Annotated in this window: 13 protein-coding genes; 9 read left to right on the forward strand and 4 right to left on the reverse strand. The window is 59.3% G+C overall.

Annotated elements, in window-relative coordinates:
- Positions 1 to 28 precede the first annotated feature (28 nt).
- From CCGE531_RS21460 to CCGE531_RS21485, 6 genes are all read left to right on the forward strand, one after another.
- Complete coding sequence (locus CCGE531_RS21460; RefSeq protein ID WP_245459347.1) at positions 29 to 10,480, forward strand: hemagglutinin repeat-containing protein; 10,452 nt, start codon at positions 29 to 31, stop codon at positions 10,478 to 10,480.
- 11 nt (positions 10,481 to 10,491) lie between these two features.
- The gene (locus tag CCGE531_RS21465; RefSeq protein WP_120667618.1) at positions 10,492 to 10,914 is read left to right on the forward strand and encodes a hypothetical protein; all 423 of its coding nucleotides are present in this window, start codon (positions 10,492 to 10,494) and stop codon (positions 10,912 to 10,914) included.
- 177 nt (positions 10,915 to 11,091) lie between these two features.
- Positions 11,092 to 13,626 carry a hemagglutinin repeat-containing protein gene (locus tag CCGE531_RS34840; RefSeq protein WP_245459380.1) on the forward strand — a complete coding sequence of 845 codons (2,535 nt, stop codon included), beginning with the start codon at positions 11,092 to 11,094 and terminating at the stop codon, positions 13,624 to 13,626.
- Positions 13,623 to 13,895, forward strand: coding sequence for a hypothetical protein (locus CCGE531_RS21475; protein ID WP_120667620.1), 273 nt, complete (start codon positions 13,623 to 13,625; stop codon positions 13,893 to 13,895). Before CCGE531_RS34840 ends, CCGE531_RS21475 begins: the two co-directional genes overlap by 4 nt.
- 93 nt (positions 13,896 to 13,988) lie before the next feature.
- Positions 13,989 to 14,846 (forward strand): hypothetical protein, encoded by an 858-nt coding sequence (locus CCGE531_RS21480; RefSeq protein WP_120667622.1) that lies wholly within the window; start codon positions 13,989 to 13,991, stop codon positions 14,844 to 14,846.
- A 5-nt stretch (positions 14,847 to 14,851) separates the two neighbouring features.
- Positions 14,852 to 15,589 carry a hypothetical protein gene (locus tag CCGE531_RS21485; RefSeq protein WP_348633022.1) on the forward strand — a complete coding sequence of 246 codons (738 nt, stop codon included), beginning with the start codon at positions 14,852 to 14,854 and terminating at the stop codon, positions 15,587 to 15,589.
- A gap of 201 nt (positions 15,590 to 15,790) precedes the next feature.
- Here CCGE531_RS21485 and CCGE531_RS21490 read toward each other — a convergent pair whose 3' ends face one another.
- Positions 15,791 to 16,972 (reverse strand): MFS transporter, encoded by a 1,182-nt coding sequence (locus CCGE531_RS21490; RefSeq protein WP_120667626.1) that lies wholly within the window; start codon positions 16,970 to 16,972, stop codon positions 15,791 to 15,793.
- Between the two features lie 227 nt (positions 16,973 to 17,199).
- Here CCGE531_RS21490 and CCGE531_RS21495 point away from each other — a divergent pair, with 227 nt between their 5' ends.
- Positions 17,200 to 17,913 (forward strand): FadR/GntR family transcriptional regulator, encoded by a 714-nt coding sequence (locus CCGE531_RS21495; protein ID WP_120667628.1) that lies wholly within the window; start codon positions 17,200 to 17,202, stop codon positions 17,911 to 17,913.
- Here CCGE531_RS21495 and CCGE531_RS21500 read toward each other — a convergent pair.
- Positions 17,885 to 19,312, reverse strand: a complete 1,428-nt coding sequence (locus CCGE531_RS21500; protein WP_120667630.1) for an aspartate ammonia-lyase — start codon at positions 19,310 to 19,312, stop codon at positions 17,885 to 17,887. The genes CCGE531_RS21495 and CCGE531_RS21500 overlap by 29 nt on opposite strands.
- Before the next feature lie 278 nt (positions 19,313 to 19,590).
- Between CCGE531_RS21500 and CCGE531_RS21505 the strand changes: the two genes are divergently transcribed.
- Both CCGE531_RS21505 and CCGE531_RS21510 read left to right on the forward strand, forming a co-directional pair.
- A complete protein-coding gene (locus CCGE531_RS21505) occupies positions 19,591 to 21,042 on the forward strand; it encodes an amino acid permease (RefSeq protein WP_120667632.1) in 1,452 nt (483 codons plus the stop codon).
- Positions 21,039 to 22,001: an asparaginase gene (locus CCGE531_RS21510; protein WP_120667634.1), complete on the forward strand. Its 963-nt coding sequence runs from the start codon at positions 21,039 to 21,041 to the stop codon at positions 21,999 to 22,001. The genes CCGE531_RS21505 and CCGE531_RS21510 overlap by 4 nt, the downstream gene beginning before the upstream one ends.
- A 230-nt stretch (positions 22,002 to 22,231) precedes the next feature.
- Here CCGE531_RS21510 and CCGE531_RS21515 read toward each other — a convergent pair whose 3' ends face one another.
- Both CCGE531_RS21515 and CCGE531_RS21520 read right to left on the reverse strand, forming a co-directional pair.
- Positions 22,232 to 22,690: a MarR family winged helix-turn-helix transcriptional regulator gene (locus tag CCGE531_RS21515; RefSeq protein ID WP_120669282.1), complete on the reverse strand. Its 459-nt coding sequence runs from the start codon at positions 22,688 to 22,690 to the stop codon at positions 22,232 to 22,234.
- A gap of 106 nt (positions 22,691 to 22,796) precedes the next feature.
- Entirely contained in the window at positions 22,797 to 23,513 is a 717-nt protein-coding gene (locus CCGE531_RS21520) for an SDR family NAD(P)-dependent oxidoreductase (protein WP_120667636.1), read from the reverse strand.
- Positions 23,514 to 23,527: the final 14 nt, after the last annotated feature.

Below are 23,527 nucleotides of genomic sequence, written 5' to 3' on the forward strand. Positions count from 1 at the left end.
GCCGCGCAAATAGTAGTGAAGGCGCGCAATGAGCGGGAAGATCATGTTGGTTGGATCGAAGCTTGCAACTGTTGGCAGAGAAGCTGGAGGCGGCCCCCTGGCACGGCTTGTGCGCTTCGCCCACCACTCGCTTGCGGCCACCCTCAGCGTTCTTCTGTTCTTGCAGCCGGCAATTGCCAATGCGCAGTCCGTCTCGGCTGCAGGGTCGGCACCAACGACCAATCAGCCGGGCGTTGGCGCTGCACCGAACGGCGTGCCGCTGGTCGATATCGTCACCCCGAACGGCACGGGCCTGTCGCACAACAAGTACGACAATTTCAACGTCGGCACACCTGGCCTGATCCTCAATAACTTCAACGGCGAGGTCGGCACCTCGAATCTTGGCGGCGCCACACCGGGTAACCCCAATCTAAGGACATCAGGTCCGGCCTCCGTCATTTTGAATGAGGTCACCAGCGGTAATCGCTCGGCGCTCAACGGCCCCACGGAAGTATTCGGCGGCCGCGCCGATGTGGTGATCGCCAATCCGAACGGCATTACCTGCAACGGCTGCGGCTTCATCAACACGCCGCGCGCAACTCTGACCACGGGTGTCCCCGATATCGGGTCTGACGGCCGTCTGACCGGCTTCACCGTCAATGGCGGCGACGTCACATTCGAGGGAGCAGGCGGCAATTTTGCAGCCGCCCCCGGCGCCGTCGATCTGTTTGACGTCGTCTCCCGCAATATCCATGTCAACGCACCGGTCTACGGCAAAACCATCCGGCTGACGGGCGGCGCCAGCAAGTACGACTATGCCACCGGCGAGGCGACGGCGCTGACCGCCACGTCAGGCACGCCGGAATACGCGATCGACGGCACGGCACTCGGCGCCATGCAGGCCGATCGCATCAAGGTCGTCGTCACCGAGAAGGGTGCCGGCGTCAAGATGAGCGGCGACATGGCCGCCAATGCCGGCGAGCTCTCGCTATCGGCCGACGGCAAGATCTCGATCGGCAATGCGTCCGCACGCGATGGCGTCACCATCACCTCGAAGAGACAAGTGACGGCGGCCAAGGTCACGTCGAAGCAGAAAGTCACCGTCCAGGCCGACCAGGGCGTGACGTTGCAGTCGGTCGCCGCCGACAGCGATATCGCCTTGTCGAGCGGAACTGGTCTGCTGAGTGTCGCGGGTGACGTCAACAGCGGCGCGACCGTGCAGATGAGTTCGGGCGGCATTGCCGCCGGCAGCGTCATCGCTGGCAATGGTGCAGCGACGCTTGTCGCCACCGCCGGCGATATCGCGATCGCCGGTGCTGCCAATAGCACCGGTGATCTTAATCTGACCGCCACGACCGGTTCGATCTCGGCCGCGTCGCTGCTGAGCAACCAGACCATTGCGTTGAATGCCGGCCTCGATATTGCCGTTGCCGGCAACGTGCTGGCGCAGGGCAATGTCAGCGCTACCGGCCGATCGGTCTCGATCGGCATGGTCGTCTCGGGCATCAATATCGCTGCCACCAGTGCTAATCCGAGTGGTAATATCGTTCTCGGCTCGACTGGAAACCTCGGCCTGACCGCCACCGGCGGTAATATTGCCACGGGCAACCTGCTGTCAGCCGGCCCTCTCAATGCCGGTGCTAGCGGCAACGTGACCGCCAACAGCGTCCAGTCGGCCGGCGACCTGGCAATAACTGCGGCATCGCTGACGGCCAGTGGCATTAAGTCCCATGGGGCGCTTACCGTCAATGCCGCGGCGAATGTGAGCGGTCAAATTCTCGGCGCGAACAATATCCTGATCTCGGGCTCTGCGATCTCGGCCGGAGCCATCGTTTCCGGCGTTGATTTTGCGGCAATCGCTGCCAATGGCGGCAATCTCGTCCTCGGCAGTGGCGGCGATATCACGCTGCAATCCTCTGGCAGCCTCGCGGCCAATACCCTGCTTGCGGCCGGAACGATTTTCGCCACATCCGCCGATCTCGCCGTTGGCAATGTCACCGGCCATCAAGCGATTTCACTGTCCGGCAGCTCCAATCTGACCGCGACAGGCCAGGTTCTTGGCGCCGGCGATGTTTCGCTCTCGGGCGGTTCGATATCGGTCAATCAGGTCGTCAGTGGCCTCGATTTCGCCGCGACCGAAGCCAATGGCGGCAATCTTGTGCTTGGCGCGGCCGCGACGATTGCAGGCAATCGCGCTGGTGATCTGACCCTGCAGGCCTCCGGCAGCTTATCGGCCAGTGCCTTGCTTGCGGCCGGAACCATCACCGCCACCGCTACGGATCTCAGCCTTGGCAGTGTCACTGGGCACGAGGACGTTGCGCTTACCGGCGGCAACAGCCTGACCGCAACCGGCCAGATACTCGGGGCGAATGACATTACGCTCTCGGGTGGCGCGGTCACGACCGGCCAGGTGGTGACCGGCGTCGATTTTACCGCCATGGCGCAATCCTCGACCGGCGCAATCGTCATCGGCTCGGCCGGCGACCTGACTGTTAATGCCACCAGCGCCACAACGGGACCGCTGCTGGTCGCCGGCGATCTTAGTGTGACCAGTGGTTCGTTCACAGCCTCGAATATCACGGGTCACGGCAATGTCACGGTCAATGCCGCAAGCACGACGACCGCAAGCGGTCGCGTGGATCTGACCGGCACGCTCCTGGCGGCCGGCAATGTCGATATCACCGGGGCGAATATTACCGCGGGTACGGTTGTCTCGGGCGTCGACTTCGCTGCGACGGGCCAATCCGCTGATGGCAGTGTCGTGCTTTCAGCGCAATCGCCTGCGACTGTCGCGGGCTCGACCGGCGCGCTGACCTTGAAGGCGACGGCCGGCAATATCAATGCCGCCAACCTGCTCTCGGCAGGCGCGATCGGCGCTACCGCGAGCGGCAGCATCGGCAATAGCGTCGCCACGAACGCGGTTGCCCACAAGAACCTGACGATGACGGCAGGCGGCACGATTGCCCTTGCCGGCCAGTCCATGGCCGCGGGCAATATTAGCCTGCAGGGCCAGTCGATCTCAGCCGCAAGCCTGGTATCGGGTGTCGACTTCGCCGCTACGCGCGCATCGGCAACCGGCGCCCTGATGCTCGCGCAGGGCAACGCCCAGTCCGGCACCATGACGCTCATCGCGACAAATGGCGATATCACGGCCAGCAACGCACTGCTATCCGGCGGCAATCTTAACGCCACCGCAAGCGGCGGCGCGACGATTGCTGGCATCGGCTACGCATTGCTGCAGAGCCTTGCCGACGCCTCGCTCACCGCTCCGGGCAGCATCAGCTACACCAACAACACCAACGTCACCGGCAATCTGACGATCGATACCGGCACGATCGATCTCTCGGGAACGCGCGGCGCCAAGCTTGCCGTCGGCGGCACATTGGCTGTCACGGCCGCCTCTGCGAACCTGAGCAATGGCAGCCTTGTCCTTGGCGGGTTGACGCTCAATCTTAGCGGCCAGGCCGACCTGACCGGCGCGCAGGTAAATACGGTCAGGAATGCCGGCGGCTCCGGCGACATCGCCATCAGCGCAGCCGGTCTGACGGCCAGCGACACCACGACTCTGCTCGCCGCCCATGATCTGACTCTCACCCTGCCGACGCTCTCCAACAGCGGGCAGATTGCCGCCGGCAACAATCTGACCATCAATACCAGCGGCGACCTCACCAACAGTGCGACCGGCTTGCTCTATGCCGGGAATGACGCGTCTCTTCTGGTCGCGGGAACGCTGACCAACGATCAGGGCGCTATTCTCGCAGGCAACGACCTGACGATCGCAGGCAGCACGATAACTCAGCGCAACGGGGCGACCACCAACATTTCCGGCCTGATCCAGGCCGGCGGTGATATGTCGATCCTGACCACTAATTTGACGAACAAGCGGTCAACGACGCCGACATGGGTAACTGGCCAATTGGTCTCCTCGGGCAATGTGGTCGGCACCTTCGTTCTCAATCCCGATGTCGCCGGCAAGCCCTTCGCCTATCTCGAAACCGTCGATCAGAACATCTTCCAGCTTTATCCCGGCATCGATCCGCCGGCATGGCAGGACTATCAGCCTCTGCTCTGGTCCCAGGCGACCCTCGCCGATGGTACAACCTATCATGCCTGGACATGGACTTCCGCCAACGGGCCGGTCCTGGTCGGGCCGATCTTTGACTGGATCAAGGCGCGTGTGCCGAAGGACGCCAACGGCAATCCCGTCCTCGATCCCAACAATCCGTCGAAGTACTTCATCGTTGATGAGGTCGTCAGAAACGGCACTGACGCCAGTACGACCTACACCTGGAACCCGACAGCCAATCTCAGCCAGTCGGTTTATGAGGACCGGTTCACCGGCGCGCTCAGCCCTGAAGCGGTCATTCGGGCCGGCGGCAACCTCACGGTCGATGCCACCAATCTTACCAATTCCTACAGCCGCATCGAAGCCGGCGGCGACGCGACACTCAGGGGATCGACGCTCACCAACGAAGGTGTCGTCCTCAATCGCACGACGATGCTGACCTGCAACGCCCAGAGCGCCTGCACGGCCTACAACGCCGATGGCACAACCGATCCCTCGCGCGATATCGCCAACGGCACGTCGATCGTGTCGGGATCGCAGGTGATCGGCGGCGCGGCCGGCACCCTCAAGGCGGCCGGTGCTCTGACCCTCAATTTTGGCACGGTCAATAACACGTCCCTCGGTTCGACCGGTGGCGGCGCGGCAGTCAGCGCGCCTTCGACATCGAGCGATCCGCTGTCCGCGCTGAGCGGCATGACCGCGGGCGGCGCCCTGTTCACGGTCAACAGCGCGCTCACCAACGTGGCGGGCAATGGCGGGCTGACCGCCGGCGGCGGGCTTACCGCCGCGCTCGGCAATCTTACCCAGATCTCCCCGGCGAATGTTGCGCAGCTGGCGGCACTCGCCAAGCCGCAATCGGGCGGCGTTGGCGGCACGGTTCCCGGCCAAGCCTTCATCTTTGAGATCCGCGCAGCCTTCCTCGATGTTTCGAAGTTCTACGGCTCGGCTTATTTCCTGAATCGCGCCGGCTATGATCCCGAGACGAATATTCCATTCCTCGGCGATGCCTACTTCGACAACCAGCTCGTGGATACCCAGCTCCGGCAACTGGTCGGCGACGGGCTCGGAAACGGCTCCTTCATTCCGGGCAATAGCGCCATCGAGCAGATGAAGTCTCTGCTCGATAATGGTGCGGCCTACGCCGAAGCCAATGGGCTTGCCTTCGGCCAAGGATTGACGCCTGGACAGGCTGCCAACCTTATTCAGTCGATCGTCATCTACCAGGCCCAGACCGTAAACGGCGTGCAGGTGCTGGCTCCGGTCGTCTATCTGTCGGCTGCCGATCGGGCCAAGGCGGGAACATCGGCCGGTGCCATGATTGCCGGCAACACGGTCGATCTCAACGTCGGAAATCTCAATAATTCCGGCGCGGTCGCCGCGGCAGGCGGTCTCAACATCGCCGCCAGCACGATCAAATCCACCGGCACCTTCTATGCCGGCGGCAACCTGAACCTCACGGCATCGAACGGCATTACGCTTGCCGCCCAGACGATGACCATTGGTGGGCAGAATTTCGTCAACCCGAATACTGGCGTATCGGCCACCGGCAACGTCTTGCTCGCCGCGAATGGCAGCGACCTGAACCTGCAAGGCGCCAGCGTCAAGGCGGGCGGCAACGCCCAGCTTTCCGGCAACAATGTCAACCTTGCCGCGGTCAAGGTCGACGCGAGAACCGCGGGCGGTTCCGCTGACAACAATGGCCAGCCCGCCACGATTGCAGGCAATCGCGCTGAGAATGCCACGGGCGCACGTGTTAGCGCTGGCGGCAACCTGAACATTGCCGGCGCCAACGACGTCAATATTATCGGCTCTTCTGCTAAGGCCGGTGGCGATCTTAACGTGAAGGCCACAAACGGCGCGGTGAATATCGTCTCGACCGATGTCGCCCGCCGCACGGATGACGGCTACACCAAGACATCAAGTACGGACCAGCAAGCTTCGCAGCTTTCAGCCGGCGGCAATCTCGCGATCAATGCCAACACCGGTGTCTTGATCTCCGGTTCGGATCTGACCGCCAAGGGCGATGTTGGCCTGACGTCCAACGGTGACATCAATGTCACCACGTCGCAGAACCAGTCGAACTCGACTTTCGGCAAAAATTCCTCGTCCGAGCTGATGCATAATGGCTCGACCATTACGGCCGGTGGCGATCTCGTCGCGAAATCCAAGAATGACATCAACGTCATCGGCTCGACCATGACGGCGGACGGCACGCTTGGCCTGCAGGCCGGTAAAAACGTCACCATCGCCGAGGCGACCGACAGCGCCACGCTTGATGTCAAAAGCTCCAGCAAGAAAGGCGGCTTTCTCGGTTCGACGAAGGAGAACGCCTCCGGCCATCTGGAAACCACGACGGCGGCAGGTTCGTCACTCTCCGGCAAGGAAGGGACCACCATCATCTCCGGCGGTGATACGACGGTTTCAGCCTCGAAGGTCACGGCCGGGGATGCAACCCATACCGCCGATCTCAATGTCCAGACCGGCGGCAATCTGATCGTCACCGCTGGCAAGGATACCGAAACCGAGCATGACAGCGCCAAGCGCAAGGGTTTCCTGCGCAGCGGCAGCGCGAGCTATGACGGCTATAACGAAACGACGGTCGGCTCTGCGCTTTCGGCCTCCGGCGACGTCAACCTTGATGCCGGCAAGGCTGCCGCCATTGTCGGCTCGAAAGTCAACGCCGATGGTTCGCTCAACGTCTCCGGCGAGAGCGTCTCCATCATCGGCGCGCAGGAGAACCACCAATCTGACAGCCAGCGCAAGGATTCCGGCCTCTTTGTCGGCTCCGGCGGCGGCTTCATCTCGCTCTACGGCAAGAATGAAAAGCAGGGCCAGCAATCCTCGACGAACAACGTCGGCTCGACGCTTTCAGCCGGTCAGGACGTCAACCTGACGGCAAGGGCGACCGATCTCAACATCATGGGCTCGTCGGTCACAGCCGATCGCGACATCAACCTGTCGGCAACCCGAGACGTCAATGTCACGCCCGGCGCCGAGAGCTTGTCGCAATCCGAGCAGCAGAAGAAGTCCGGTTTCGGTCTCGCCTTCTCGGCAGGTGGCGGCGGCTTCTCGATCGGTATTGGTGCGCAGTCGACGAAGGACAGCAAAGCGCAACAATCCGACACGAACGCCATGTCGACCCTTTCGGCCGGCCGCGATCTCAACATCTCGGCGGGCCACGACGTCAACCTGCAGGCCACCAGCGCTTCCGCCGAGCGCGACGTCAGCCTTTTTGCCAAGAACGACATCAATCTTCTCTCAGCCAATGACGTCACGAATTACCAGGAAGCGCATGAAAAGAGCTTTGCCGGCGTGACGCTCACCGTGTCGAGCCAGGTCGGCGCTGCAGCGACAAGCATCATGAACTCCGCCGAGCGCCTGTCGGACAGCGGCGCCGTCAATGCTGTCACCAACACCGCTATTGCTGGGCTTGGCTTCTATAAGGCCTACAAGGACCTGCAGAGCGTTTATGACCAATATCAAAAATCCGGTGATATCGGCGTCAACGTCTCACTGACAGTCGGTGCCAGCCATCAGGAAAACAGCTGGTCCTCATCGTCCTCGACTCCGGTCGTTACTGACATTCGCGCCGGCCGCTCCATCTCGATGGAGGCCGAGAACGGCTCCATCACCAGCGATGGTGCGCAGATCCTGGCCGGCTATGACAAGAACGGCATCCCCACGGTCTCCGGCGATCCGCTGACCGGCGATATCTTCCTCTCGGCCAAGAATGGCGACATCAACCTCAACGCCGCCACCGGCATGTCGGATTCAACGAGCGCCAACAGCTCTTGGAGCGTCGGTGTTGGCGTCGGCGCGACCTTTGGCGGTGGCGGCAAGGGCATGGCAGATCTTGGTCTGGTTGCCAATGCCGGCTACGGCAAGGGTAGTGCCGATACGAGCGGCGTCAGCCATACCAATACGCATGTCAATGGCACCGGTGACATCACCATCATCACCAACGACCTGGCGCTGCGTGGAGCTACGATCACCGGCAACTCCGTCACAGCCGACGTCAAGAACCTGACGATCGAAAGCCAAGTCGATACGGCGAAGGCCAAGGCCGACCAGCTCAATCTCTCAGCCCAGACCGGCTTCGGCTCGACGAGTGTCTCTGGCGTCACCCAGAAGGCTAAGGGCGACGCGGCTATTGTCACAGAGCAGTCGGGTATTCATGCCGGCACTGCCGGCCTTGATATCAGTGTCAGCGGCCAGACCAGCCTTGTTGGCGGTCTGATCACCAGCCAGGCGACAGCGGACAAGAATTCCTTCTCTACCGGCACGCTGACGGTCGCTGATATCGACACGCATTCGACCTGGAAGGCCGAGACCTATGGCGGAACGATCGGCACCAGCGGCATCATGCCAACGCCGCCGGTGAAGGATAGCGAGAACAGGACCGGTCAGGCGCTCTCGGCCATCGGCGGCAACATTCCGATCACAATCACCGATCCGGCGCATCAGACGCAGGATATCGGCACGATTCGTCGCGATACCGACAACACCAATACCTCACTACCTGGCCTGCCGGATCTCGAACATATTCTGCGCGATCAGTATAAGACGCAGGCCGATCTGCAGGCGGCTCAAGCCACTATGGCGGGGCTGGTGGGTGATATCGCGGATGGCTTGCGCGATCGCGCAACGACACAGGCCGAGCAAGATTTCTGGGCTGAAGGCGGGGGTGGTCGTGCACTGCTGCACGCGATTGGCGGCGGTATCCTTGGAGGCGTCAATGGTTGGGAAGGGGCAATCAAGGGGGCTCTAGCCGGTGCTGCGACTACATTGATGGCACCTGCCATCGCTTCCCTTGTCAAAGGTATGCTGAAAGACAGCACCTTGTCTGATCAGGACAAGCAAAGGCTTGCCAATATGATCGGAACGAGCCTCGGTTCGGCCGTCGGTGGCGTAGTCGGTGGTGGGGAAGGAGCGTCCTACGGTGCCGCGAACTATCAATATAATTATCTCACGCATATCCAACTGGAAGAAGCCAAGAAACTCGCGTCCGCTCTCGCTAAATGTGAAGGCATCATCGCAAATTGCGCAAGCTACGACGCGCTCAAACAAGACCTGGAAGCCTATCGCAAACTATCTGCAGAGAACACCGCAGCTCTCATAAGGGAGTGCAGCCAGGGTCAATCGGCAAACTGCATCTCCATGATGGCAGACCTGAAGCAGTTTAACGAGGCCGTGAATGCCGAGCTCGTCAATATGCAGAACAATCCGAGAGGGTCGTCTCCACAGTCAAATCCAACACCCAATCAGGTTAGATACTACGAGGCCGTCGACGGAGGTCTCAGGCTCGATTATTTGGTCGAGCAGCAATTCACCACCGTGTTGGCGGGAGACCAGACACCGGAGCAAGCCAGACGAAACATCATCACGACCGTTGTCCAGTCCAACAAAAATCTGGGGCAGTTGAACGCTATTCTGAACGGGATTGGTCTCGTCGGTAGTGGTGTCGTCCTTATATTGTCCGATGGCACAGCGCTGCCTATTGTTGCCGGCGGTTTGGGCGCTGCGTCTTCCGGCAGCCACCTGTATGGCGATGTTCAACAGGGCATAACGGGCGTTGTCACCGAGCCTGGGCTTGTACAGCTCCTCAAGGCCAATGATATGTCGCCCGCCAATGCCGTTGCGATCCAGAATCTGATCGATCTTGGCGCAGTGATCACCGGCTTGGGCGTCGGGCTGAAGCCTACCCTTGCAAAATCAGCGACCTCATTGACGAGCGCTGAACGCAGCCTAGTCGACAGCGGCATTCTTACGCTTGACGAGGCGGCTGCGCTACCGAGGATCATCACAACTTCAAATGGTGAAAAGATCACTCTGCCACCGGGTTATAAGCCGCTCGCAGGCGCCGGATCGGCCGGCAATGATGTTGGAGGTTTGCCAGATGGGTTTGCACGCGCTACCGATGTTAAGGGCAATATCGTTATCGTTGGCACGGACGGAAATATCTACGCCAGCGTTGCGGATGCGCAGCAGGCGGCTTTGGGAGCGATGGATGGACTGTCGTTCCGCTTTGATTTGGCCGGTCACCTAGTAGGCCCGGATGGGTTTGCCAAGAATGGGCGGCTGAGCGGGACTCACAACCTCAACAATGCAACTGCCGAGTTGAGTGGAAAAGGGGCTACTTACTCCCTAAATCCGACGACCACTCCTGGCATAGATGAGCTTCAATACACTTATGTTCAGCCTAGTGGAAAAGTAGTGTCTGGCAGTAAAACGGTATATGATCCGCGGGTCTTTAGCGATCAGTCGATGGTTGATCTTGCGCAGACGGCCGCTCAGCAAGCCTGGACAAAATTTCTGCAAAATCCGGCAATGACCGCCCCGATAGACAACACCGTGGGCGGCGTTAGATTTCGTTCGTATATTAATTTTGATGCAAATGGTAATCCGTTCATTGGCAATGTTCACCCGATAAAGTGAGAAGCGACAGCATGGATTATTTTGAGGAAGCCTTCGGAGGGTTTAAGCCACATGTTGACGAGGATGCCGCCGTCAAGTTCGCTATAAGTATAATTTTGATGGATCGTCGCCTTCCCGAGCTATTGCATCTTTTGACGGATGGAGATCAGCTCGGCGGAGTGGAGGGTGAGCCAGGATGGATGATTGAGCGTAGAGATGAGGGCCTGGGCAATGTGTTTTATTACGAGAACTGGCCCGAAAACGCGCGATTCCACGCATATGTGGATCCAGATGTATACCGTTTAGCGCATCCGCATATCTTCATGGACGTCTCTGCCTTTCATCACTATGTCCGGAAAGGACTTGATGTCTATTTGGAGGCGAATCCGTCTGATATAGCGCTGGTGCAGGTGGTAAGATCGCTATTGAAAGCAGGCAACGAAACTAGCTCATAGACTAGAAAAGCTTTGCCGGCGTGACGCTTACCGTCTCGACCCAGGTCGGACAGCGGCGCCGTCAATGCTGTCACCAACACCGCTATTGCTGGGCTTGGCTTCTATAAGGCCTACAAGGACCTGCAGAGCGTTTATGACCAATATCAAAAATCCGGTGATATCGGCGTCAACGTCTCACTGACAGTCGGTGCCAGCCATCAGGAAAACAGCTGGTCCTCATCGTCCTCGACTCCGGTCGTTACTGACATTCGCGCCGGCCGCTCCATCTCGATGGAGGCCGAGAACGGCTCCATCACCAGCGATGGTGCGCAGATCCTGGCCGGCTATGACAAGAACGGCATCCCCACGGTCTCCGGCGATCCGCTGACCGGCGATATCTTCCTCTCGGCCAAGAATGGCGACATCAACCTCAACGCCGCCACCGGCATGTCGGATTCAACGAGCGCCAACAGCTCTTGGAGCGTCGGTGTTGGCGTCGGCGCGACCTTTGGCGGTGGCGGCAAGGGCATGGCAGATCTTGGTCTGGTTGCCAATGCCGGCTACGGCAAGGGTAGTGCCGATACGAGCGGCGTCAGCCATACCAATACGCATGTCAATGGCACCGGTGACATCACCATCATCACCAACGACCTGGCGCTGCGTGGAGCTACGATCACCGGCAACTCCGTCACAGCCGACGTCAAGAACCTGACGATCGAAAGCCAAGTCGATACGGCGAAGGCCAAGGCCGACCAGCTCAATCTCTCAGCCCAGACCGGCTTCGGCTCGACGAGTGTCTCTGGCGTCACCCAGAAGGCTAAGGGCGACGCGGCTATTGTCACAGAGCAGTCGGGTATTCATGCCGGCACTGCCGGCCTTGATATCAGTGTCAGCGGCCAGACCAGCCTTGTTGGCGGTCTGATCACCAGCCAGGCGACAGCGGACAAGAATTCCTTCTCTACCGGCACGCTGACGGTCGCTGATATCGACACGCATTCGACCTGGAAGGCCGAGACCTATGGCGGAACGATCGGCACCAGCGGCATCATGCCAACGCCGCCGGTGAAGGATAGCGAGAACAAGACCGGTCAGGCGCTCTCGGCCATCGGCGGCAATATTCCAATCACCGTTACCGATCCGGCGCACCAGACGCAGGATATCGGCACGATCCGCCGGGATACCGAAAACACCAACACCTCGCTGCCCGGCCTGCCGGACCTCGAACATATCCTGCGCGACCAATACAAGACTCAGGCCGATCTACAGGCGGCGCAAGCCACCATGGCGGGGCTGGTCGGCGATATTGCTACCAATTTGTATGACAATGCCAAAACCCAGGCTGAACGTGATCTCTGGGCCGAAGGTGGCCAGGGTCGCGCGCTCTTGCATGCGATCGGCGGCGGTATCCTAGGTGGTGTCAATGGCTGGGAGGGGGCGATTAAAGGTGCTTTGGGCGGCGAAGCAACAGCCTTGATGGCACCGGCAATCGCAAACCTCGTCAAGGGTATGCTGAAGGACAGCACCTTGTCAGACCAGGACAAGCAGACGCTTGCCAATCTGATTGGAACGAGCCTCAGTTCGGCAGTTGGTGGCGTAGTCGGCGGTGGAGAAGGAGGATCCTACGGAGCTGCCAACTATCAATACAATTATCTCACGCATGAGCAGGCCCGGGAGCTTACGGACGCTGAAAAGGCTTTGGAAGCCTGCAAAGTATCTCCTATTACCTGCTCCGCTACGGACAAAGCGCTGCTTCAGTCGCAAGTAGACAGCCTCAAGAGCCTTGACTACCAAACCACCATGTCTCTGCTGCAAGCATGCATGGATAGGGGTGCATTGTCATGTACCATAGAGCAGGGAAAATGGCAGCAAGCCTACCAGACATGGATGGATGCAAATAAGAACAGCTCGGCCGAAGCCAATGACCCCGATTTCGCGCGAATGGGCGAAAACTATAAAAACCTGGCCGCAGCCGGCATCGTCGCCAGGGAACTGGCCAAGACCCAGGAGTATGGCGAAGTCTATCAGATGACGAAGGGCTTTGAGTTGGGAGCTGTGTCCGGAGCCGCTGCTGCTCTTGGAACAATTTCCGTCATTGCCGGACAAGAAGCCGTCTCCACCGTTGTTGCAACTTGTGGCCGAAGCTCTGTCTGCTACGCTTCGTATCTTAACATGGCGCTTCATGATGTTGTAGCAACAACATCCGAATTTGGCGGATCGCCTACCGCAGCCACCCTATTGGGAGCGGCGCTCGCCGAGGCTAGAGCGACACTGTCTGTTGGAAGTGCCGGTAGCTCTCTCTACAATGCACCGTGGACAAAAGGCGTTCAAGACATCGTAGAGGGAGCCACCTTTGTCCAATGCGCGGGGGGATCGTGCGTTTCCGCCACCGGTCAAATTTTGACCGGTGGTACACTGGCCGAAGCTCAACTGCTAGATAAGCTTGGAGAATGGTCCAACTCGCCATCACTGGCAAAGGCGCTTAATGAAGCAATGCCTGGAGCTGGCTGGAGAGGCGGCTATTTCGATACTGGGGAAGATGCTTTGATGGTTGCAAAACGGGGAATGATGGGAGCCGAACTTAAAGCATTTGGATATGACAGTCACATGGTAACTTTGGTACCAATTAGCGCGGAAAATGGTACATTTAAGGTATATGATACCGCAAAGGGCGTCTCGTATACTGTCGATTCTTCCTGGGTCGTAAAGTACGTGATAGGAGGGACATTCAAATGAAGAAGGAAGAAGAAGGCAAAGAGTATTATTTTCTTAAATCGATCGAGCGTTACGGAGATGGTGAATTTTTTATACGTGTATTCTCTCTTAAGGGGGATACAATGAGTTTTCTTTTAATAAAAGAATTGGTTCCAATGGAAAATGGTGAATTTATAAGTTTGTACAGATGTGACAGAGATGAGGATAATCGAATACTGTCGAGGGATATATATGATATTAGAGGCTTAATGAAAGCGGTTGCTGCGTTTGACTCAGTATCACATTCTTAGGCTACTCGGTCTGGCTTATTTAAATGGATGAAGCCATCGAGGCTTCCATCAGTAGTTTGCCGAAGGAGATAGCCAAGTGAGACCCGTGACACGATGAGCTATGATCTACACCTTGATTTTCATACATCGGCTGGAATTGAAGAAATAACCAAATTTCTTTCAGCGCGTGGAAATTATCAGCTAAGCGGCAAGCAGGCAGTTTATCACAACGCGATTACCGGTGTTTATTTCACGCTCGCCTTCAGTGAGGAAAAGCGGGGCTTATTTCGCAAGAATACAGCAAAAGCCGATATAAATATCAATTACTGCCGACCAAGCTTTTTTGGATTGGAAGCTGAGATAGAAATTACCCCTCTTCTTCAGCGTTTCCCTTGCCAGATTCATGATCCCCAAATGAATGGGATGGGGGATGGTCCTTATTCCAAGGAGGGATTTCTGCGCGGTTGGAACGCCGGCAATGAATTCGGTGTCGATGCGATTCTCTCTCAGTCCAGTGATCCGATCCTGTATCTCCCCTCGTCGCAGCTTCACAACGCATGGCGCTGGAACTATGACCTGCCGCTCCGGCAAGCCAAGTGTGGGGACAAACAGTTTGTCCCGCAAATCCTATACATGCTGATTGCCGGTCGTGTTTATACCATCGCTGTTTGGGGTGACGCACTGCCGGCAGTTTTGCCGGAAGTTGATTTCGTTCTATTGGCACGGCAAGAGGGCGCTAACAGCGTCTTTGGTTTTGCATCCTGGGACGAGGTGGCAAAACTGCTGACCGCGAACGGTTATCAAAACGGGCCTGACGGATTTAACCTAGATTACGCGATCGCCCCAAGACCGATCGCAGACTTCGCTTTAGGGTTTGCTCCGGTCGACCGCTCTGAACTCGTCAAGCTTTCACCGGATCGCGTTCTCGATCAGGAACTTGTCCAGCGCCAACTTGCAGCCCGCCAGAACTGACAATCATGCAGCTCAATCATCAGCGAAGGCCGGTTAGGGCTGCAAGGTACACTCCAATTAAGAAAGAGAATCCGGGGATGCGTTTAAAAACTGTTGGCGTTTGGTTTGTCTTCGGCCTTTTAGCCGGTTGCGCCGGGACACCGGACCCAGCTAAGGTCGCTGCCCAGCAGCATGAAGGGTCGGCCCAGATTTTCGCAGACCAGAAGAAGAAGGGCTCGCTCCTTCTTGTGCGAATGGTGGATTCACCGTTCTTGGGCGACGTGAATTGTGACGGTTATATCACGCTGCGCAGGATCAATGCGGGAAAGCCAGACGAGGCGGAACCGCCTCTTTCGGTTGGTTCCGCAGCTGCGTATCGTTTGCAAAATCCAAATAAACTGTCCCTCGGCCAGTTGTTCTCCGCGACCGCGCAAAGATATGAGAGATGGTTCGTACCCGTTGCCCCTGGTCGCTACGCCATTACATACGCGTCGTGCCGCTATGGAAATACGACCATCGAGGCGGGAGGTGACGAGAACGGACTCTTCGGCAGAACATTCAGCTATGTCCGCCCATTTGGGGGTGAAAGTACCATCACGATTGGCCCGGGGCAGATTGTTGACGCAGGGTATATCCGGCTGGCAGGAACGCGCAGCGACCCGCGCGTGGTGGGATCGGAAGCCACGCCCGCCGAGCGTGACCTTATGAAGAGCGTCATGCCGGATGTCTATCCTTCGATTACTTTTACGAAATTCGGTTTATAAGCGCTTAATCAGTTCGTCAGACCTCTCCCAGCCGCTCCAGGAGCCGGAACAAGAGCAGCTCCAGGCATTCCAATACCCGTGTCAACGGGACAGTTGACATTGTCTGGAGCGGCTTGATCGCAGAGCCGATCTGCGTTTCAAAACACCCAACGGCCACCACCGTCTGCGCCGCATCCCGCCGAACCCGAACGCCGTGCGAAATCACGTGAAAACCGCGGCTGGCGGCATGGCGCCGACACGTTTTTCGTGTGCTGCGGAGAGGATGGCAACCACGCAGGCCAGAGCAAGTGCGACGGCACCCAGCACCGGCAGACTGCGATAGCCATATCCACCCTCGAGCAGAGCGGCGCCGACGACCGCGGCGATCGCAATGCCGATGTTGAAGCCCGAAGGGATGAGCGAGGAAGCGAGGCTCGGCGCATCGGCCGTCCACATCAGAATGCGGGCCTGAACCGGAGCGCCGATCGCGAAATTAAGCGCGCCCCAAATGAAGATCGTCGCGGTCATCAGCAAGGGATAGGGGCTGACGAGGTAAAGGACGACCAATATCGCGGCCTGAATGGCGAGCATGACGATCAGCGACGGCATCAGTTTCCAATCCGAGAGCCGGCCTCCCAACAAGACACCCAATGTTGCTCCGACGCCGTTGAGCAGGAGCACCCAAGGAATAAGCATGGCATCGAGGCCTGTCACTTCCCGCAGGAGCGGCGTGATGTAGGTGAAGGGCACCATTTGCCCGATCATCAGGGCGAGCACGATGAGAAGCGACGTCCAGACCTGCTGGCGGCCAAGAACGCGCACTTCGCGGCTCAGATGTCCGGACGGCTGAACTTCGGTTTTCGTTGACGGGATCAGAGTCCATATTGCGGCCAATGCGAGGACGCCGACCGAAGTCATGGCCCAAAATGTTGTCCGCCATCCCCAAAGTCCGCCGATCGCCGCGCCGATGGGTACGCCGATAATGTTCGAGACCGTCAGGCCGGCGAGGATGACCGCAACGGCACGTCCCCGGAACGCCTGCGGGACGAGGCCGACGGCAACCACCATGGCAATGCCGAAATAAGCGCCATGGGCGATCGCGGTCGCAACGCGGAAGAGAAGCATGGTGGCGAAGTCAGGCGCGAGCGCGCAAGCGACCTGCCCCAGGCAAAAGGCGATCGTAAGGGCGATCAGAATGGTCCGACGCGAGACCTGCCGGGTCGCCATGGTCAGGAGCGGGCCGCCGATTGCAATACCCAGCGCGTAACCGGAAACCAGATAGCCGGCAAACGGGATCGAGACACCCAGGCCCTGAGCCACATCCGGGAGAATGCCCGCAATGACGAACTCGGTCGTGCCGAACACAAATGCAGCCAGAAACAAAGCGAACAGGGGTAAGGGCAAATCCAGCTCCCATATAAAGGTATAAGGATTTCTCTAAATTACCGCCGAGGGCGCATCAAGTGCGAGATCTCGTTGTCGACGGCAAGAGCAAAGGAACGAGCCACGCCTGAACCAGTTGTATTCATTCCTCAAAAGGCGATTTTTCGGATCGTTTTCGGCTGTCAAACATATGCCATTTCAGGGCTGGATCCTTGACAAGCCAACAATGTTTGTAAAGGCTTGTCGCCATGAGTGAGGTGGCTGATTGGTTATCTTATACAAGTCCGATCAGTCGGAAAAACGCTGCCGAGGCGGTGTTTGATGATATTCGTTCGGCAATTACATCGGGACGGTTGGCGGTCGGGACACGACTGCCCGCCGAGTCTCAGCTTGCCGCCCGCTATGGCGTCAGCCGCCCGATCATCCGCGAAGCGCTCCGCTCGCTGCAGACACTCGGCCTTACCCAGACCCGCACCGGCAGCGGCACCTATGTCGTAACCTCCACGCCCGGTCCGGAACTGCGCTACGGCGGCTATTCCGCGCGCGATCTGATCGAGGCGCGACCCTTCATCGAGGTCCCGGCTACCGGTTGGGCGGCGCTTCGGCGCACAGGGCAGCAGCTGGCGCGCCTGCTCGAACTTTGCGATGAGATGGACGGGCAAGAAGATCCTCTGAAGTGGGTCAATCTGGATTCGGAATTCCACTCGATGATCGCCGAATCTTCGGGAAATGCCGTCTTTTACAAGATCGTGATCGATGCCCGCGACGCACTGATGCGGCAGTCGGAGCTCGTCAACATGATGGCGCAGCGCCGCGTGGCCTCGAATGTCGAGCACCGCCGCATCGTCGAGGCGATTGCGGCGGGATCGGAAGAGGGGGCCATCGCGGCGATGGAAGCGCATCTCGGTCAGGTCAAGCGCGTGGTGACCACGATCATCGGCGAGGATCAGCCGCACCATTGACGGCGGCTGGCAGATTGGCGAGCCGCTCCGGACGCAATGCCTCGAAGAGCTCTTCCGCGGTCAGATATCCATGGTCCAGCACGATTTCTGGCACGGTGCGCCCTGTCGCCAGCGCTTCGCGGGCAACCTTGGTCGCCGCCTGATAGCCGATCAGCGGGTTCAGCGCCGTCGCAAGGCCGATCGATTCCCGCAGGCGCTGCGCCATGAGGGCGGGATTGGCGGTAATGCCATCGACGCAGCGTTCGGCAAGGATATGGCAGGCCGCTGTCAGATGCATGATGCTTTCCGATAGCGCGCGCACCATGATCGGTTCGAAGGCATTGAGCTGCAGCTGGCCGGCTTCCGCCGCCATGGTGACGGTGATGTCGTTGCCGATGACGGAGAAGGCCACCTGGTTGACCATTTCCGGGATCACCGGATTGACCTTGCCGGGCATGATGCTCGAACCGGCCTGCATCGCCGGCAGCGTGATCTCGCCGATGCCGGCCCGTGGCCCGGAGGAGAGCAGACGCAGATCGTTGCAGGTCTTCGAAAGCTTGACCGCGACTCGCTTTAATACGCCCGAAAGATGCACGAAGGCGCCGGGATCCTGCGTTGCCTCGATGAGGTCGCTTGCGGTCACGAGCGGGCGGCCTGTCAGCCGGGTCAGATGCGCACAGGCAAGGGCGGCATAGCCGGCAGGCGCATTGAGGCCGGTGCCGATGGCGGTGGCGCCAAGATTGACCTCATGGAGCAGGGAAGCTGATTCGAGCAGGCGGGCTCTGTCCTCTCCGAGCATGACGGCGAAGGTCCTGAATTCCTGTCCGAGCGTCATCGGCACGGCGTCCTGCAGCTGCGTGCGGCCGACTTTCAGGATGCTGTCGAACTCCTTGGCCTTCCGCTCGAAGGCCGTCTGCAATATCTCCATCGCCGCCGCCAGACCATCGATCGCCTCGATCACCGCGACGTTGACGGCTGTCGGATAGGCATCGTTGGTGGACTGGCTGAGATTGACGTGATCGTTCGGATGGAGATGGGCATAGTTGCCCTTGGCATGCCCGAGCAGTTCGAGCGCGCGATTGGCGATGACCTCGTTGGCGTTCATGTTGGTCGAAGTGCCGGCGCCGCCCTGGATGACGTCGACGACGAACTGCTCATGAAGCTCGCCGGCGCGGATTTCACGGCAGGCGCGCACGATGGCATCGAGCCTCTCCTTGGTGAGCAGGCCAAGCTCATGATTGGCAAGGGCCGCTGCTTCCTTGACGAAGGCAAGGCCGCGGATGAGATGCGTGTAGCGTCCGATCGGCGTGCCCGTTACCTGGAAGTTTTCGACCGCTCTTGCAGTGTGCACCCCCCAATAGACATCGGCCGGAATATCCTTTTCGCCCAGCAGATCATACTCGCTTCGCGTCTTGACCACATTATCCTCCTACGGTCGAAATCACACTTTATCTGTCAAGCTGTATGACAGATATAAAACCTGTTATCGATTGCGCCGAACCGCGTCAATAAGCCTGCGGCTGGGTTGACCAGCGCCAAACTCTATGGCTAAGAAGAAAAAATCTGTCATACAGCATTACAGCATGACCGGCGATCAGAAGCTTCGATCGACGGCTTGATTAAAGCGAAAGGGCATCCTGTCGGGTGCAAACAAGCACCCCGGACCCGTCCACGGACAAACGGCTCAAGGGAGGAGCAATGTCAGTCGAAACCATCCAGAATGTGCCGGCGGAACGCCAGCCGCCGGCCAATGAAGACCTTGGCTATCACAAGGCCTTGAAGCCGCGCCAGATCCAGATGATCGCCATTGGCGGCGCGATCGGCACCGGTCTTTTCCTTGGTGCTGGCGGGCGGCTCGCCGCAGCCGGTCCGGCCCTGATCTTCGTCTATGCGCTCTGCGGCTTCTTCGCCTTCCTGGTGCTGCGTGCGCTCGGCGAATTGATCATGCACCGTCCGAGCTCCGGCTCCTTCGTCTCCTATGCCCGCGAGTTCTACGGCGAGAAAATGGCCTTTGCCGTCGGCTGGATGTACTGGCTGAACTGGGCGATGACCTCGGTTGCCGATGTGACGGCCGTCGCGCTCTACATGAATTTCTTCAAGCACTACGTTCCCTGGCTCGCCGGCATCGATCAGTGGGTCTTCGCGCTCATCGCGCTGATGGTGGTGCTGGTCATGAACCTGCTATCCGTCAAGGTTTTCGGCGAACTCGAATTCTGGTTCAGCCTGATCAAGGTTCTGGCGCTTGCCAGCTTCCTGGTCATCGGCATCTATTTCGTCGTCTCGGGAACGCCGATCGCCGGCCATACGGCTGGTTTCAGCATCATCAGTGACAGCGGCGGCTTTTTCCCCAATGGCATCCTGCCTGCCTTCGTCATCATACAAGGCGTGGTCTTTGCCTATGCGTCGATCGAGCTGATCGGCACGACTGCCGGCGAAACGGAAGATCCGCGCAAGGTGATGCCGGGCGCGATCCGCACCGTGGTTGCGCGCCTGCTGATCTTCTATGTCGGCTCGGTGCTGCTTCTGTCGCTGCTTTTGCCCTATACGGCCTATAAGGCCGGCGAGAGCCCCTTCGTCACCTTCTTCGGGACGATCGGCATCCAAGGCGCCGACGTCATCATGAACCTGGTCGTACTGACGGCCGTGCTGTCATCGCTCAATGCCGGCCTTTATTCCACCGGCCGCATCCTGCATTCGATGGCGGTTTCCGGCTCGGCGCCGGCGGCGCTTGCCAGGATGAACAGGGCGGGCGTGCCCTATGGCGGCATTGCGGTCACGGCCGCCGTGACCGTCATCGGCGTGGCATTGAACGCCGTGGTGCCGTCGGCCGCATTCGAGATTGCGCTCAATCTCTCGGCACTCGGCATCATCTCCGCCTGGGCCGTCATCGTACTGTGCCAGCTGAAGCTCTGGAAGCTTGCGAAGCGCGGCGAGATGGCCCGTCCGGATTTCCGCATGTTCGGCGCGCCCTATACCGGCATCCTGACCCTGGTCTTCCTCTTCGCGGTGCTGGTGCTGATGGCGCTCGACTATCCTGTCGGCACCTGGACGATCGCGTCGCTCATCCTGATCGCTCCGGCCCTGGTCATCGGCTGGTATCTGCTGCGCGACCGTATCCACCGGCTGGCGGCTGAGCGGGGCCAGGCGTGACGACTGAACGGATCAATCCGCTGGTGGCAGTCATTGCCACCGGCGGCACCATTGCGAGCGAGCGCGCCGACAACGGCGCCAGCTCGCCGTCTCTGACAGGCGAAAGCCTGCTGGCGTTGCTGCCCGACATGCCTGTCGATCTCAAGCCCATCGAACTGATGGCGAAGGATTCGGCGAGCCTCACGCTTGCCGACATGCAGGCTATCAGCGACAAGGTGGGTGAATTGCTTGACGATGCCGCCGTCAGCGGCGTCGTCATCCTGCACGGCACCGACGCGATGGAAGAGACGGCGCTGCTCGTCCACCTGCAGCATGGGCTGAACAAGCCCGTCGTGTTTACGGGTGCGCAGTTTACCGCGGATCATCCCAAGGCTGACGGACCCGCCAACCTTGCCGCCGCCGTTGCCGCCGCTATCGATCCGGTCAATGCCGCGCGCGGCGTGCTCGTTTGTTTTGGCGGCCGGCTGCTGCCGGCTTGGGGGCTTTATAAGCATTCGTCGGATGTTTCCGACGCTTTTCGGCAATCGCGGCCGCTCGAAAATCCGCCAAGCCCGCGCCTTGCGGCAGCGCTCGACAGCGTGCGCATCGATGTGGTGGCGATCTATCCAGGTTGCGACTCGATACACGTGGATGCCAGCCTGAGGGCCGGCGCCCATGGCATTGTTCTGGCGGCCCTCGGCTCGGGCAATGCCAATTCGTATCTGGTCGAAGCTGTCAGGCGCTGCGCCGATGTCGGCGTGCCTGTCGCGGTCTCCAGCCGAGTGCCGGACGGATTGCTCGTCTCAAGCTATGGCGGCGGCGGTGGCGGGCATGATCTTGCCGATGCCGGCGCCACTCACTCCTCCACCTTGCGGCCGGGGCAGGCGAGAATCCTGCTGGCAGCCCTCGTCGCCTCCCACGCTAGCGCTAAAGTCATCGAGCAGGCATTTGCGGACTTCGGAGCCAACGCCACACCCTGAAGGCCTGGGCTTTCGAGCCCATCAGGGGCTTCGATTGCGCAAGAGCGAGCCGGCGGGTTCGTATCCCATCAAGGCTATCATCAAAATCGAGCCGATATAGCCGGTTTAACTGCGCAGGGTCCGATTAGAACAATAGTTCAACGAGCGTTGATTATTCCGTCGTGAATGGTCGCGACGGCCGGTCGACGGGGATTTCCGTCGTGCTTTTCGGTCGCCGCCAGCCCGATGGATTATTCTCCGGAAGCGGCCGCCGAACTTCCGACATCGATGGCGTTCAGTTCCTGCCGCAGCGTCTGGATTTTTTTAGGTCCGTTAAGCTGCGCAAATTCCAGCTGCGCTTTTTGCCAGAGGGGTTCTGCTTGCTTGTGGAGGCGGCGGCCTTGGTCTGTAAGTTCAATGATACGAACTCGGCCGTCCGTCAGAGACGGCTTCATCGTGACAAAGCCGTCGCGCTCAAGAAAGCCGACCATCTTTCCCATAGCCGTCCGCTCGATATCGAGCCGCTCGGCGAGAGTGTTCACAGCAGCCCCGCCCGCTTCTTCAAGGGCGGCGAGGCTCAAAAACTGCGTGATACGTAGTCCGGTTGGCTCTAGGCGGCTATCATAGAAACGGGTAATCTGCCGAGCAGCCTTTCTCATGGCGGAGCAGGTGCATTGATCGATTCCTAGCGGTTGGTTAGCTGTCAACATCTCAATTTCCTCTCGAGAGCCGTGCATTGCTAAAGCCATGGGCAGGAAAATTCTGAAAATCTCCTGCCCATGGCCTGCTTATAGATACCGGCGGCCTTCCCCACTATCAGAACATGCCTTGGGGAGGCGTGATATAGCCGGGATCTACGGCTGCAAGCGTACTCTTCAGCAAAGTCGTTCCCTCGTCAGCCATGATTTCGCTCTTGCCAATGGTGAGCGCATCATAGGTCCGGCGCACGACGTCCGCTGGATTGGCCTTCGGGACGTCGATGCCGTTGGTCAGATCTGTATCGACGAAGCCTACGTGAAGACCGAGAACCTGGATGCCGCGATCACGAAGGTGATGCCGGAGCTGGTTCGTGAAGCTCCATGCGGCCGCTTTTGAGGCGGCGTATGGAGTCAGGATTGGCCGTGGCAGCCACACGATGTCAGACAGAACATTGATGATGGCGGCATGGGACTTGTTCGAGAGTGCTTGCTCGAAGGCTTGGCTCACGCGGACCACGCCGTAGTAGTTGGTATCGAAGAGACGCTGCGACTGAGTTTCGAAATCCTCCGCCAGTGGTCCGTCGATCAGAGCGGCAATGCCCGCATTGTTGACCAGAATGTTGGTATCAGCGGCGATTTCGGCGGCGGTGGCGATCGATGCCTTTTCGGTGACATCGATCTGGACTGGAATGATACCCGGCTCGCTAAAGCCGCTGGTGTTGCGCATCCCCGCATAGACCTTGGAGGCTCCTCGGCGGACGGCTTCGCGGGCGAAGGCCAAGCCCAGACCGCGATTGGCACCGGTGATGAAGACTGTGTTGTTGGCGACGTCCATGACTGAATTTCCTT

The organism is Rhizobium sp. CCGE531 (genome assembly GCF_003627795.1).
Classification (GTDB): Bacteria; Pseudomonadota; Alphaproteobacteria; order Rhizobiales; family Rhizobiaceae; genus Rhizobium.

Excerpts from the sequence above, each read along its gene's own strand:
- CCGE531_RS21460 (WP_245459347.1), top strand. The coding sequence starts at position 29 with ATGAGCGGGAAGATCATGTTGGTTGGATCGAAGCTTGCAACTGTTGGC.
- CCGE531_RS21465 (WP_120667618.1), top strand. The coding sequence starts at position 10,492 with ATGGATTATTTTGAGGAAGCCTTCGGAGGGTTTAAGCCACATGTTGAC.
- CCGE531_RS21475 (WP_120667620.1), top strand. The coding sequence starts at position 13,623 with ATGAAGAAGGAAGAAGAAGGCAAAGAGTATTATTTTCTTAAATCGATC.
- CCGE531_RS21480 (WP_120667622.1), top strand. The coding sequence starts at position 13,989 with ATGAGCTATGATCTACACCTTGATTTTCATACATCGGCTGGAATTGAA.
- CCGE531_RS21485 (WP_348633022.1), top strand. The coding sequence starts at position 14,852 with ATGCAGCTCAATCATCAGCGAAGGCCGGTTAGGGCTGCAAGGTACACT.
- CCGE531_RS21495 (WP_120667628.1), top strand. The coding sequence starts at position 17,200 with ATGAGTGAGGTGGCTGATTGGTTATCTTATACAAGTCCGATCAGTCGG.
- CCGE531_RS21505 (WP_120667632.1), top strand. The coding sequence starts at position 19,591 with ATGTCAGTCGAAACCATCCAGAATGTGCCGGCGGAACGCCAGCCGCCG.
- CCGE531_RS21515 (WP_120669282.1), bottom strand. The coding sequence starts at position 22,690 with ATGTTGACAGCTAACCAACCGCTAGGAATCGATCAATGCACCTGCTCC.
- CCGE531_RS21520 (WP_120667636.1), bottom strand. The coding sequence starts at position 23,513 with ATGGACGTCGCCAACAACACAGTCTTCATCACCGGTGCCAATCGCGGT.